The organism is Burkholderia sp. Bp9015 (genome assembly GCF_003853505.1).
GTDB lineage: Bacteria > Pseudomonadota > Gammaproteobacteria > Burkholderiales > Burkholderiaceae > Burkholderia.
Genome location: NZ_QTPZ01000027.1, coordinates 1 through 12,872 on the forward strand (window position 1 = coordinate 1; position 12,872 = coordinate 12,872).

11 protein-coding genes and 1 pseudogene are annotated in these 12,872 nt (G+C 66.5%); 6 read left to right on the top strand and 6 right to left on the bottom strand.

Annotated elements, in window-relative coordinates; all coding sequences use genetic code 11:
• Nucleotides 1–126: pseudogene (locus tag DIE12_RS25470) on the top strand (lipoyl synthase); the annotation flags it as partial.
• Between the two features lie 134 nt (nt 127–260).
• On the opposite strand, the gene DIE12_RS25475 reads toward DIE12_RS25470, so the two are convergent.
• Genes DIE12_RS25475 through DIE12_RS25485 form a run of 3 tightly spaced genes read right to left on the bottom strand, consistent with a single transcriptional unit; the run spans nt 261 to nt 2,404 of the window.
• Nucleotides 261–929 carry a hypothetical protein gene (locus tag DIE12_RS25475; RefSeq protein ID WP_124486553.1) on the bottom strand — a complete coding sequence of 223 codons (669 nt, stop codon included), beginning with the start codon at nt 927–929 and terminating at the stop codon, nt 261–263.
• A gap of 12 nt (nt 930–941) precedes the next feature.
• Nucleotides 942–1,856, bottom strand: coding sequence for a glycine zipper family protein (locus DIE12_RS25480; protein ID WP_124486552.1), 915 nt, complete (start codon nt 1,854–1,856; stop codon nt 942–944).
• Nucleotides 1,853–2,404, bottom strand: coding sequence for a PAAR domain-containing protein (locus tag DIE12_RS25485; protein WP_124486551.1), 552 nt, complete (start codon nt 2,402–2,404; stop codon nt 1,853–1,855). The genes DIE12_RS25480 and DIE12_RS25485 overlap by 4 nt, the downstream gene beginning before the upstream one ends.
• 372 nt (nt 2,405–2,776) lie before the next feature.
• Here DIE12_RS25485 and tauA point away from each other — a divergent pair, with 372 nt between their 5' ends.
• The 3 genes from tauA to DIE12_RS25500 are packed head-to-tail and all read left to right on the top strand — an operon-like array spanning nt 2,777 to nt 5,596.
• Complete coding sequence (gene tauA, locus DIE12_RS25490; RefSeq protein ID WP_124486550.1) at nt 2,777–3,793, top strand: taurine ABC transporter substrate-binding protein; 1,017 nt, start codon at nt 2,777–2,779, stop codon at nt 3,791–3,793.
• Between the two features lie 40 nt (nt 3,794–3,833).
• Complete coding sequence (locus tag DIE12_RS25495) at nt 3,834–4,631, top strand: taurine ABC transporter ATP-binding protein (RefSeq protein ID WP_044846750.1); 798 nt, start codon at nt 3,834–3,836, stop codon at nt 4,629–4,631.
• Nucleotides 4,631–5,596: an ABC transporter permease subunit gene (locus DIE12_RS25500; RefSeq protein ID WP_124520764.1), complete on the top strand. Its 966-nt coding sequence runs from the start codon at nt 4,631–4,633 to the stop codon at nt 5,594–5,596. Before DIE12_RS25495 ends, DIE12_RS25500 begins: the two co-directional genes overlap by 1 nt.
• A 38-nt stretch (nt 5,597–5,634) precedes the next feature.
• On the opposite strand, the gene DIE12_RS25505 is transcribed toward DIE12_RS25500, so the two are convergent.
• From DIE12_RS25505 to DIE12_RS25515, 3 genes are all read right to left on the bottom strand, one after another.
• Entirely contained in the window at nt 5,635–6,270 is a 636-nt protein-coding gene (locus DIE12_RS25505) for a LysE family translocator (protein ID WP_124520685.1), read from the bottom strand.
• A 64-nt stretch (nt 6,271–6,334) separates the two neighbouring features.
• Nucleotides 6,335–8,227, bottom strand: a complete 1,893-nt coding sequence (gene ggt / locus DIE12_RS25510) for a gamma-glutamyltransferase (RefSeq protein ID WP_124520687.1) — start codon at nt 8,225–8,227, stop codon at nt 6,335–6,337.
• A 71-nt stretch (nt 8,228–8,298) separates the two neighbouring features.
• Complete coding sequence (locus DIE12_RS25515) at nt 8,299–9,261, bottom strand: LysR family transcriptional regulator (RefSeq protein ID WP_124486547.1); 963 nt, start codon at nt 9,259–9,261, stop codon at nt 8,299–8,301.
• A gap of 244 nt (nt 9,262–9,505) precedes the next feature.
• Here DIE12_RS25515 and DIE12_RS25520 point away from each other — a divergent pair, with 244 nt between their 5' ends.
• Both DIE12_RS25520 and DIE12_RS25525 read left to right on the top strand, forming a co-directional pair.
• Nucleotides 9,506–11,641 (top strand): 3-hydroxyacyl-CoA dehydrogenase NAD-binding domain-containing protein, encoded by a 2,136-nt coding sequence (locus DIE12_RS25520; protein WP_124520689.1) that lies wholly within the window; start codon nt 9,506–9,508, stop codon nt 11,639–11,641.
• A gap of 29 nt (nt 11,642–11,670) precedes the next feature.
• On the top strand, nt 11,671–12,867 hold the full coding sequence (locus tag DIE12_RS25525; RefSeq protein ID WP_124520691.1) for an acyl-CoA dehydrogenase family protein: 1,197 nt from the start codon (nt 11,671–11,673) through the stop codon (nt 12,865–12,867).
• Nucleotides 12,868–12,872 lie beyond the last annotated feature (5 nt).

Sequence of the window (12,872 nt, forward strand, 5' to 3'; positions counted from 1 at the left end):
CCGGATACGTTCAAGATGTACGAGGAAGAGGCGTACAAGATGGGCTTCACGCACGCGGCCGTCGGCGCGATGGTGCGTTCGAGCTATCACGCCGATCTGCAGGCGCATGGGGCCGGGGTGGTCTGATTGCTCCAGACGCTCGATGCATAAAAGAACCCGCTACGCGGGTTTTTTTATGCAGTTCTTCGTCTCGATATCCTGACGAAGTGAAGCAACGGCTTCTGGCGCAAGAGCGATTTCGTCAGCGCTTCCACGGGCTTTTAGTCCTCAAGCTTGCGAAACCGGACATCGCGCATTCTGATACTCTCGACCCACAGTTCCCAATCCTCGGCTGAGATATAAGCGCCGGTCTCTTTCCTGCCCTCTTCCAGAAAGCTCGTCTGTTCATCCAGGCTCAGGCTTTCCCAGAACGAGTCCCATACATGGTTCAGCCAGTAGTGAGGATCACCCTGACTGATATGCAGAATCGGTCCAAACTCATACAACGTGATCCACGGAGCGGCGGGGTGGAAGCCTTGCTCCGAGAGCTTGGCAATCAGTTCAACATCGTTGGAGAGCAAGCGCACGTCGCGCCCTGAAAACCTCCATGTGGCGGAGATGATGGTACTCAGCGACTGCCCGTCGACTTCGCGCATGAACTGAAAATACGCAACCTCTTGTCTGCCTTGCCGCACCAGATTGAGCAAAGTCGGAAACTGACTGGGCTGAACGTGATGAACCAGCCCAAAAGCATTGATACCCGCATCGCCTTGATATATCGGCTTGGGGTAGGCAGGAAGTTGCTGCTTTTTTGGGTCGAGCGAGCCGGAACCGAAAATGGCTTGCAATTCACCGAGTGGCTTTCCAAAGGCGTCTTCCAGACTCTTCAGACTTTCACGCTCTGCCCGCTTCGTTTGCAACTCTTCAACCTTGCGCCTGAAGAAAGACACATCCCCTCCTCATCATTTATCTGGAATCTGATCGGCAATCATCGAGCCGCCGAAATAGCCGACAGCACCAAAGAGGATGCCACCGATGGCACCGGTTATTACGGCGCCAGGCCCGAGTTCAACACCGACCAGCGCGCCCGCTGTAGCACCGACTCTGGCTCCAGCAACGGCGCCGGCCCAACTACCTGCCCACCCGCCAGCCTGGCGAATGACTTCCTTTTCCAGAGGACGAATGGACTTTAGACGAATCGATTCATTGGATGCAACCGAGAGGTCATAGCCTGTAAAAGCGAGCCCGACAACCCGCACAACACGAGCATATTTGACGATGCCGAGGCTGATAGCCAAGCCACGCTGCGAGAACACGCCTTCACCGGGCACCATGGGCCGTGGCTGAACCAGAACCTCCTTGTCCATGGCCAGGACTTTTTGCTTGATATGCTCCGCCCACCGCTTGTCTTTTGAGCGAGCCTCGGCCGCATACTTATCGATGGCTTGAACGATCTCATCGGTTGTCACGAGCTTCGCGCCTGCTCGCTTGGCTTTGGCGATGTCGACATACACGGTCTTGCCCGCCATTCTCCCCGTGCCTGTAGGATAGATGCTACTGGTAGATGCATAGGAAGTTAGCTTGTCGTATTCCAGCACGTGGTCAACGACACTGCCTGGAGCTTTGGGACCGCCCTTGCTCCACAGACCATATTTTTCTGGATAGACTTCGCGCATCTCGCCAAGTGGCGAGAGTTCAAGTTGCTTCAGATATGGATTGTCGATCGTGCTGTACGTGTGACGGACCAGCATGCCATCCTTGCCGACTTCTTCAACAGTAACAAAGAAGAAAATGCGAGCAGGCATGTGATGCCCGAGCACGTCATACTTGGAGTCAGCGGTAGCGTTTGTCGTTGTTCGATAGACGAAGTTGCTCATTGTTCCCACCGCTCCAGAGCTTGCAGACCTACTGCAATGTCCAGCTTTGACACATCCTTCGTGTAGACACGAGGACAGTAACCTTGGGAATCCGTCAGTCCCTTATAGACCGCCCCTGCTGACGTGCGAATGTGATATGGGGAACTGCAAACAGGTTGATTGTTACCGTCGAGCACGCGCACGCGCTCATCGCAGTTGCCTCGATACTCTTCCGTCAGAGATTGCCCGGAAGGTCCGTACCCCATCTCGGTGAGATTGTGAGACTCGAAGCTATGAAAGCTATCGGTTTGGGAGGCAATCATCACGGGAGGAGGATGGCATTTGCAAAGGCACAAGTCGCCATCAAGAGCCTGTTCTTTGCCCATCTTATGATCGGGCCAACGAGGACCTTGAGCCGCGATGACACCCGTGGACTGGCACGCATTACAAACGACTTGAGCGCCAACAAAAGTCAGGGCTGTACCGTGATGCGTGCAACTGTCTACCCCCTCGATGACGATGCCACCCGTAGTTGACTTGTCGCCTACCTTAAGCAAGTACCGTTTCATGCTCATTATCCGTTTTTCGCAACGGACAAAGAAATATCATCGTGGCATTGGGCGCAGCAATTAGACGGGTACTAAAAACCCTGTAATCCGAATTTTTTTGAAGTATCGTGGTTTTGACCGATTTTTCATCCCTGGATCCGCGGAGCGTGAGACGTCCCGCAAGTTGGCTACGATCTCGAATCGACCGACGCGCGGCAACGGCCCGTCCCCGCACCACAATCGTCACCCGACCGGACACGCAATCCGGTCGAGCATGGAAAGCAAAGCTGAAACGGCATCGATAGCTTCGCAGGATAAGTTCGCTCCCGCCGCGCGCAAAGCTCGTAAAGTCGGCTCTCCCGCAGCAATGCCCGCATTCCGAAGGAGAGTCGCATGTCCCGTTTCAGCTTCGTCCGCCGCGCCGTCGTCGCGCTGACCGCCTTTGCCGCGCTGGGCGCGGCGCACGCCGAATCGCGCGAGGTCGTGATCGCGTACCAGGACATGGTCGTGCCGTGGCGCTATGCGCAGGCGAGCGGTGAAGTCGAAAAGGCGACCGGCTACAAGGTCACGTTCCGCAAGCTCGACAGCGGCGCCGACGTGATCCGCGCGCTCGCGTCGGGCTCCGTGCAGCTCGGCGAGGCCGGTTCCAGCCCGATCGCGGCCGGCCTGTCGCAGGGGCTCGACATCTCGCTGTTCTGGGTGCTCGACAACATCAACGACGCCGAGGCGCTCGTCGCGCGCAACGGCTCGGGCGTCACGAACGTCGCCGGGCTGAAGGGCAAGAAGATCGGCGTGCCGTTCGTGTCGACGTCGCACTTCCATACGCTCGTCGCGCTGCAGGCCGCGGGCGTCAATCCGAACGACGTGAAGATCGTCAACCTGCGTCCGCCCGAAGTCGCGGCTGCGTGGGCGCGCGGCGACATCGACGCGACCTACATCTGGGATCCGGTGCTCGCGAAGGTCAAGCAGTCGGGCACCGTGCTCACGACGTCGGGCCAGGTTGCGAAGGAAAGCGGCAAGTCGACCTTCGACGGCTTCGTCGTGAGCCGCAAGTTCGCGCGCGAGAACCCCGAGTTCGTCACGCGCTTCGTGAAGGTGCTCGCGGCGGCAGACGCCGACTACCGCGCGCACGCTGCCGCGTGGAAGGTCGGTTCGCCGCAGGTCGCGGCGGTCGCGAAGGTGTCCGGCGCGAACGCGCAGGACGTGCCGGCCAGCCTCGCGCTCTACGCGTTCCCGACGGCGGCCGAGCAGGCTTCGCCGACGTGGCTCGGCGGCGGCGCGCAATCGGGCGCCGCGAAGTCGCTCGCGGCCACGGCCACGTTCCTCAAATCGCAAGGCACGATCCAGACGGTGCTGTCCGACTATTCGGCCGGCGTCGATCCGCAGTTCGTGCAGAAGGCCGCGCGCTGAGCGCGGCCGTTCAGCCCTCTCGTCGCGGAGCCCTTCGATCATGAGCACGCTGGAAGTCCGTCAGGTATCGGTCGACTATCCCGGCGAACGCGGCCGGCCGACGACGCAGGCGCTCGCGCGCGTCGACCTGCGCATCGAAGCCGGTGAATTCGTCGTCGCGCTCGGCGCGTCCGGGTGCGGAAAGACGACGCTGCTGAACTGCATGGCCGGCTTCGTCGCGCCGACGACCGGCGACGTGCGCGTCGACGGCGTGCCGGTCACGGGCCCCGGCGCCGATCGCGGCGTCGTGTTCCAGAAATACGCGTTGCTGCCGTGGCTCGACGTGCTCGAGAACGTCGCGCTCGGGCTGCGCTTCGCACGCGTGTCGAAGGCCGAACGCGAAGCGCGGGCGCGGGAGATGCTCGCGCTGGTCGGGCTCGACAAGCATGCGCACGCGCGCGTGTACGAGCTGTCGGGCGGGATGCAGCAGCGCGTCGGCATCGCGCGTGCGCTCGCGAGCGATCCGCGCGTGCTGCTGATGGACGAGCCGATGGGCGCGCTCGACGCGATGACGCGCGGCACGATGCAGGCGCTCGTGCTCGACGTGTGGGCACGCACCGGCAAGACGGTGTTCTTCATCACGCACGACGTCGAGGAGGCGCTGTTCCTCGCGACGCGTCTCGTCGTGATGACGCCCGGCCCCGGCCGGATCGCGGAGACGTTCGAGCTGCCGTTCGCGCGGCGCTACGTCGAATCGCGCGATGCGCGCGCGGTGAAGTCGTCGCCGGAATTCATCGCGTGGCGCGAGCGGCTGATCGCGTATCTGCATCGCGACGAGGCGGTGGCGGAGCGCGCGTGATGCATGAGTTCGCGCGACGGGGCGCGTCCGTCGGGCGCGGCCGGATCAGTACTTTGCACAGGCAGGTCGACATGAGCACGCAGGAATCGTTGGCAGCCGATCGAGCAGCCTCGGAGTTCGGGCAGGATCAACGCGCGACGCGACAGCGTCACGCGGTGCGTCCGGCTCGCGCATCGCATCGCTACCGGTTGCCGGGGCAGGGGCGGACGGCCGCGCTCAGCGCGGCGACGGTCGCGGCGCTGGCCGTGCTGTGGTGGGTCGCGACGCACCGGCAGTGGTTGCCGCCGTTGTTCCTGCCCGCACCGGAAGCGGTGTGGGCCGCGTTCGTCGACGCGTGGCATGGCCGCATCCAGGGCGGCCTGCCGTTGTCGGAGCATTTGTTGTGGAGCGCCGCGCGCGTGTTCGGCGCCTTCGTGTTCGCCACTGCGATCGGCGTGCCGGCCGGCATCCTGATGGGCGTGAGCCGCATCGCGCGCGGCGTGCTCGATCCGCTGCTGGAGTTCTACCGGCCGCTGCCGCCGCTCGCGTATCTGCCGCTCGTCGTGATCTGGTTCGGCATCGACGAGACGGCGAAGCTCGTCGTGATCTTCCTCGCATGCTTCGCGCCGATCGCGATGGCCGCCCGTGCCGGCGTGCGCGCGGCAACCGTCGAGCAGATCAACGCCGCGTATTCGCTCGGCGGCAGCTTCCCGCAGATCGTGCGCCATGTCGTGCTGCCGGCCGCGCTGCCGGAAATCCTCACCGGCTTGCGGATCGCGATCGGGTTCGGCTGGACGACGCTGGTCGCGGCCGAGATGGTCGCCGCGACGGCCGGGCTCGGGCAGATGGTGCTCAACGCATCGAGCTTCCTGCGCACGGACATCGTTGTGATGGGGATTCTGATCATCGGCGCGATCGCGTGGCTGTTCGATCTCGCGATGCGATGGGTCGAGCGGCGGGTGGTGCCGTGGAAGGGGCGGGGGTGAGCGGAGGGGTGTTGCGACGCGGCGAGGTCGTCGTCGCATCAGGTCGCGGTGCCGCGTCGATAGAGGCTGAGGGCGACCGCCAGCCCGGCCAGCATGCCGGCGCAGCCGCGATTGAGCCATTTCAGGGCTTTGCCGGACATGACCTTCATCGCGTGATAGCCACTTGCCGCGTAAATTCCCATCAACAGGACGTCGATCATGGCCGTCAGGATCGCCAGCGTTGCGTACTGGGCCGAGACGTTCGATTGGGGCTGGATGAACTGCGGCAGGAATGCCGAAAAGAACAGCAAGCCCTTTGGATTTGACAGTGCAACAAGCAGCGAGCGCTTGAATGCGGAGCGGCCGTCGCGTGCGCCGTCCGCTTGCACGGCGTCGGCCGACGGCAGGGACATAGGGGCACGCCAGAGCACCCAGGCGAGGTAGAGCAGGTACGCGGCGCCCGCCCACTTCAGCATGACGAACAGGTGTTCCGACGCTTGCATGAGTGCGCCGAGCCCACATCCGACCGCGCCGATCAGAATCAGGTCGGACAGCGCGGCGCCAGCGATGCCGTAAGCCGCGATGCGCATGCCGCGTGTGGCGCCGTTGTTCAGCGCCAGCAGCATCGTCGGGCCGGGCGTGACCGTGACGGCGGATACGGTGATGACATACAGCAAGAGTGTCGTCGAATTCACGTCGCGGCTCCTCGAGGGCAGAGGGTGCCAGTCTACGCGAGATCGAGGCGCCAGCCTGCCGGCGTCATTCGCCCATCGCGACGCCTTCCCGCCGCGGGTCGGCCCCGCCGAACCACACCGTCTGCCCCTGCACGTTCAGCCGCTGGATCCCCTGCAGTCCCGAATTCATCTCGACGACCCGCACGTCGTGCCCGCGCCCTTTCAACCCGTCGACGAGCGCGTCCGACACGCGGCCGCGTTCGAGCTGCGTCGGCCCGTTCATCGACCCGACGTTCGGCAGCGCGATCGCCTGCTGCATCGTCATCCCCCAGTCCATCACGCCGATCATCGTCTTCGCGACGTGGTTGATGATCGCGGGGCCGCCGGCCGAGCCGACGATCATCGTCACCTGCTTCGTCTTCTGGTCGAACACGAGCTCGGGCGACATCGACGAGCGCGGCCGCTTGCCTGGCTGCACGCGGTTCGCGACCGGCCGCCCGTTCTCGTTCGACACGAACGAGAAATCGGTCAACTGGTTGTTCAACATGAACCCGCGCACCATCAGCCGCGAACCGAACGCGTCCTCGACGCTGGTCGTCATCGACAGCGCCTGGCCGTAGCGGTCGACGATCGCGATGTCGGACGTCGACGGCAATTCGGGGCTGCGGTCGTCGGCCAGCGCGAGCGTCGCGCCCTGCGGCGTGCCGGCCTGCGCGACGCCCATGCTGGTGTCGCCGATCAGGCGCGCGCGCTGCGCGAGATAGGTCCGGTCGACGAGGCTCGCCCAGCTGCCGCCCGGCAGCGGCGCGAAATCCGGATCGGCGACGTAGCGCGCACGGTCCGCATACGCGAGGCGTCCCGCTTCGCTGAACAGGTGCGCGGCGAACGGCGTCGGCTCGTAGCCGACTTCGTTGCGCACCGGCTTCTGCGCGCCGATTTGCTGCCAGTCGGGCATCGCCTCGAGGATGCCGAGCATCTGCGCGATCGCGAGGCCGCCCGACGACGGCGGCGGCATCCCGCACACCACCGAGCGCCGGTAGTCGGTGCACAGCGGCGCCCGCACCTTCGCCTTGTAGCGCGCGAGATCCTGCAGCGACAGCAGGCCCGGATTGGTCGGGTGCTTGCGCACCTTCGTGACGATGTCGCGCGCGATCGCGCCGGTGTAGAACGCATTCGCGCCGCGATCGGCAACCTGGCGCAGCACGGTCGCGAGCGCGGGGTTTTTCAGCACCGTGCCGGCCCCCTTCGGCGTGCCGTCCTTGTTGTAGAAGTACGCACGCGCGGCCGGGTCGTTCATCAGGTACTTGTCGTTCGCGATCAGCATCGCGAGGCGCGGGCTGATCGTGAAGCCGTGCTCGGCGAGCCGGATCGCGGGCTGGAACAGCCGGCGCCACGGCAGCTTGCCGTGCGCGCGGTGCGCGGCGTCGAGCATCCGCAGCACGCCCGGCGTGCCGACCGAACGGCCGCCCACGACACCTTCGTAGAAGCCCATCGGCTGGCCGGTCGGGCCGTAGAACAGCCGGTCGGTCGCGGCGGCCGGCGCGGTCTCGCGGCCGTCGTACGCCTGCGTCGCACGGCCGTCGAAGTACAGCATGAACGCGCCGCCACCGAGCCCCGACGATTGCGGCTCGACGAGCGCGAGCACCATCTGCGTGGCGATCGCCGCGTCGATCGCGGTGCCGCCGGCCTTCAGCATCTCGTAGCCGGCCTGCGTGGCGAGCGGGTTCGCGGCCGCGATCATGAAGCGCTGCGAGGTCCAGCCCGGCTTGTCGGTCCAGCCGGACGCCAGTTCGGGCGCGTGAACGCCGGGCAGCGGCACCGCGGCGCCGGACGCGGCAGCGACCGGGACGACGGCGCCCGACGGCGCGGACGGCGCGGACGGCGATGTGCAGCCGGCGCCGAACGTGACGAGCGCGACGAGCGCGAGCGTGGCGACGAGCGTCCGGGGACGCGAATGCGGACGGATCCGGTCGAACATTGAAACCCTCGGCAACAGTGAATTCGAAGGAGGCGGCGTGTGCGCGGCACGCGCTCCGCACGGACGGCGCGCTATTGTCGCCGTGCGGCCGGCGGATTGTCATCCGACAGGAAACCCTGACGCATCCCGCCGGGCCCGCCCCGGCCGGCCTTTCCGGCCTGTTCGAGGATGAACTCTATGAACGTCGCGGTCGCACGCGTGTGGTGCCGGTTCGGCATGTAGAGCATGTACATGTGCGTGCCGAAGATGCTGAGACGATACGCGTCGAGCGACGTGACGACCGTGCCGCGCCGCATGTCGTCCTGCATCACGTAGTCGGGCACGATGCCGACGCCGATTCCGGCGAGGATCGCCTGGCGCAGGAACAGGAAGTTCTCCGAAATCAGCGTGGGCTCGAGCAGCACCTCGTGGCGCTCGTCGCCGAGGTACGCGGCGATCCGCAGCTGCCGCCCCAGCACCGTCGCGGTGACGACCGGCGCGGCGGCCAGCGCGCCGAGGCTCGCGGGCATGCCGTGCGCGGCCGCGAACGCGGGCGACGCGCACGCGACGTAGCGCACCGCGCCCATGTCGCGCGCGACGAGGTTCTGCGGCGGCTCGGACATCACGCGAATCGCGATGTCGACTTCGTCGCGCATCAGGTCCTCCACGCGATTCTCGAACACCACGTCGAGCACGATGCCCGGATGCAGCCGCTTGAACGCGAGCAGCCAGTCGGACATCACCATCTGCCCGTAGCCGCTCGGCACCGACAGCCGCACGCGGCCCTGCAGGTCCTGGCCGAGCGTCGTCACCGATTCCTGCGCGGCGAGCAGCTCGTTGCGGATGCGCCGGCCGTGCTCGTACAGCTTCAGCCCGATTTCGGTCGGCTCGATGCGGCGCGTCGTGCGGCGCACGAGCTGCTGGCCGATCGAGCGCTCGAGCTGGTTCAGCCGATAGCTGACGTTCGCGCGGCTCATCTTGAGCCGCTGCGCGGCCTTGCTCAGGTTGCCCGCGTCGAGGATCTCGACGAGCAGCGTCAGCGCGTTCAGGTCCATGCCCGGTGTCTCCTGATCCGTCCCGCTTAAGGACCCGAAGCGGTCCGAAAGCATTCAATGTCAAGCCAGACTTGACAGCTTGTAAAGCCGGGCGGGAATTGTCAATGAATCTCGATCAATCGAGAATCGAGTCATGCCCGGCACATGCGCCGGATCGTTTCCCGCCGCGCGGGATCGGGAAGCGGCGCCGCTCGCCGGCCTGGCGACCGGTCCCGCCCGCATGGCGCACCGCAATGGAGACACGATGAATTCAACCGCTTCCCCCGAACCCGCCCAGACCGGCGCCGTCACGCGCGAACGGCGCGACAAGGTGCTCGTCGTCACGATCGACCATCCGCCCGTCAACGCGCTGTCCGCCGATGTGCGGCGCGGCCTTGCCGACGCGCTCGACGCCGCGCAGGCCGACGCCGCGATCCGCGCGGTGCTGATCGTCGGCGCCGGCCGCAACTTCATCGCGGGCGCCGACATCCGCGAATTCGGCAAGCCGCCCGTGCCGCCGTCGCTGCCCGACGTCTGCGAGCGGATCGAGTCGAGTGCGAAGCCGGTCGTGGTGGCGCTGCACGGCGCGACGCTCGGCGGCGGCCTCGAAGTCGCGCTCGCCGCGCATTACCGGCTCGCGGTGCCCGGCGCGAAGCTCGGGTTGCCCGAAGTCACGCTCGGCCTGCTGCCCGGCGCGGGCGGCACGCAGCGCGCGCCGCGCCTGATCGGCGCCCAGGCCGCGCTCGACCTGATGCTGACGGGGCGTCACGCGAGCGCCGACGAAGCGCTCGCGCTCGGCCTCGTCGATCGCGTCGCGCACAGCGACGACACGCTCGCCGAAGGCCTCGCCTATGCGCAGGAACTCGTGTCGCTCGGCGCGCCGGCTCGGCGCACGCGCGATGCGCAGGGCCTCGCCGACCGCGCGGCCGCGCAGGCCGCGATCGACGCGGCGCGCGCCGAGTTGCCGAAGAAGTCGCGCGGCCTGTTCTCGCCGGCGAAGATCGTCGACGCGGTCGAGGCCGCGCTCACGCTGTCGTTCGACGCGGGGATGAAGCTCGAACGCAGCCTGTTCCTGCAGTGCCTCGACAGCCCGCAGCGCGCGGGCCTCGTGCACGCGTTCTTCGCGGAACGCGAGGCCGCGAAGGCGCCCGAGGCGCGCCGCGCGAGCGCGCGCCCGGTCGAGCGGATCGGCGTGGTCGGCGGCGGCACGATGGGCGCGGGCATCGCGGTCGCGGCACTCGACGCCGGGTTGCCGGTGACGATGATCGAACGCGACGAAGCGTCGCTCGCGCGCGGCCGCGCGCATGTCGAGAAGGTATACGACGGGCTCGTCGCGAAGGGGCGGATGACGCCGGCCGCGCACGCGGCGCGCCTCGCGCGCTTCAAGGGCAGCACGTCGTACGACGCGCTCGCGCAGGCCGACGTCGTGATCGAGGCGGTGTTCGAGGACATGGCCGTGAAAAAGGCAGTGTTCGCCGAGCTCGCGCGCGCGTGCAAGCCGGGCGCGATGCTCGCGACCAACACGTCGTATCTCGACATCGACGAGCTGGCCGCCGGCACCGACCGGCCGGCCGACGTGATCGGCCTGCATTTCTTCTCGCCGGCGAACGTGATGAAGCTGCTCGAGATCGTCGTGCCGGCGCGCGTCGCCGATGACGTCGTCGCGACCGCGTTCGCGCTGGCCAAACAGCTGAAAAAGACGCCGGTGCGCGCCGGCGTGTGCGACGGCTTCATCGGCAACCGGATCCTCGCCGTCTATCGCACCGCGGCCGACTACCTGATGGAGGACGGCGCATCGCCGTACCAGATCGATCGCGTAGTGCGCGAATTCGGCTTCCCGATGGGGCCGTTCCAGGTCGTCGACCTCGCGGGCGGCGACATCGGCTGGGCGACCCGCAAGCGCCGCGCGGCCACGCGCGACCCGCGCGCGCGCTACGTGGAGATTTCCGACCGGCTGTGCGAGCGCGGCTGGTTCGGCCAGAAGACGGGGCGCGGCTACTACCTGTATCCGGACGGCGCGCGCGTCGGCACGCCGGACCCCGAAGTCGAGGCAATCGTCGCCGACGAACGCGCGAAGAAGGGCATCGCACCGCGCACGTTCACCGACGACGAGATCCTGCGCCGCTACCTTGCCGCGATGATCAACGAAGGCGCGAACGTCGTGCACGAGAAGATCGCGCTGCGCCCGCTCGACGTCGACGCGGTGTTCCTGTACGGCTACGGCTTCCCGCGCCATCGCGGCGGCCCGATGCACTACGCGGACACGGTCGGCCTCGCGAACGTGCTCGCCGACATCCGCGCGTTCGCGCAGGAGGATCCGCTGTTCTGGAAACCGTCGCCGCTGCTCGTCGAGCTGGTCGGGCGCGGCGCGGATTTCGCGAGTCTGAACCGTATCGACTGAACGCCCACCGCATTCGCAACGGACCCACGATGGACCTCAATTTCACTCCCGAAGAGGAAGCGTTCCGCACCGAAGTGCAGCGCTTCCTCGCCGCCGAACTGCCCGCGCGCACCGCGCGCAAGGTGAAGGGCGGCCTGCACCTGACGCGCGACGACATGCGCGAATGGCACGCAATCCTGAACGCCCGCGGCTGGCTCGCGAGCCACTGGCCGCGCGAATACGGCGGCCCCGGCTGGAGCGTCGCGCAGAAGTTCCTGTTCGACAACGAATGCGCGCTCGCCGGTGCGCCGCGCATCGTGCCGTTCGGCGTCAACATGCTTGGGCCCGTGCTGATCAGGTACGGCAGCGAAGCGCAGCAGCGCCACTGGCTGCCGCGCATTCTCGACGGCACCGACTGGTGGTGCCAGGGCTATTCGGAGCCGGGCGCCGGTTCCGACCTCGCATCGGTGAAGACGAGCGCGGTGCGCGATGGCGATCACTACGTCGTGAACGGCCAGAAGACTTGGACCACGCTCGGCCACTACGCGAACATGATCTTCTGCCTCGTGCGCACCGCGACCGACGTGCGCAAGCAGGAGGGCATCAGCTTCCTGCTGATCGACATGAACACGCCGGGCGTCGAGGTGCGCCCGATCATCACGCTCGACGGCGAGCACGAAGTGAACGAAGTGTTCTTCACCGACGTGCGCGTGCCCGTGGCGAACCTCGTCGGCGAAGAAAACCGCGGCTGGACCTGCGCGAAATACCTGCTCACGTACGAGCGCACCAACATCGCCGGGATCGGCTTCTCGACGGCCGCGCTCGAGCGGCTGCGCGCGGTGGCCGCGAAGGTCACGAAGAACGGCCGGCCGCTCGCCGACGATCCGTTCTTCGCGGCGCGCATCGCGCGCGTCGAGATCGAACTCGAGAACATGCGCACGACCAACCTGCGCGTGCTCGCCGCGGTCGCGGGCGGCGGCGTGCCGGGCGCGGAAAGCTCGATGCTGAAGATCCGCGGCACGCAGATCCGCCAGGAGATCACCGCGCTGATGCGCCGCGCGATGGGGCCGTACGCGCAGCCGTTCGTCGACGCAGCGCTCGATGCCGATTACGACGGCGAGCCGGTCGGCCCGGATGAGGCCGCGAGCGCCGCGCAGCAGTACTTCAACAATCGCAAGCTGTCGATCTTCGGCGGCTCGAACGAGATCCAGAAGAACATCATCGCGAAGATGATGCTCGGGCTGTAACGAGG

Coding starts and splice junctions, on each gene's coding strand:
- DIE12_RS25480 (WP_124486552.1), bottom strand. CDS start 1,856: ATGAGCAACTTCGTCTATCGAACAACGACAAACGCTACCGCTGACTCC.
- DIE12_RS25485 (WP_124486551.1), bottom strand. CDS start 2,404: ATGAAACGGTACTTGCTTAAGGTAGGCGACAAGTCAACTACGGGTGGC.
- tauA (WP_124486550.1), top strand. CDS start 2,777: ATGTCCCGTTTCAGCTTCGTCCGCCGCGCCGTCGTCGCGCTGACCGCC.
- DIE12_RS25495 (WP_044846750.1), top strand. CDS start 3,834: ATGAGCACGCTGGAAGTCCGTCAGGTATCGGTCGACTATCCCGGCGAA.
- DIE12_RS25500 (WP_124520764.1), top strand. CDS start 4,631: ATGCATGAGTTCGCGCGACGGGGCGCGTCCGTCGGGCGCGGCCGGATC.
- ggt (WP_124520687.1), bottom strand. CDS start 8,227: ATGTTCGACCGGATCCGTCCGCATTCGCGTCCCCGGACGCTCGTCGCC.
- DIE12_RS25515 (WP_124486547.1), bottom strand. CDS start 9,261: ATGGACCTGAACGCGCTGACGCTGCTCGTCGAGATCCTCGACGCGGGC.
- DIE12_RS25520 (WP_124520689.1), top strand. CDS start 9,506: ATGAATTCAACCGCTTCCCCCGAACCCGCCCAGACCGGCGCCGTCACG.
- DIE12_RS25525 (WP_124520691.1), top strand. CDS start 11,671: ATGGACCTCAATTTCACTCCCGAAGAGGAAGCGTTCCGCACCGAAGTG.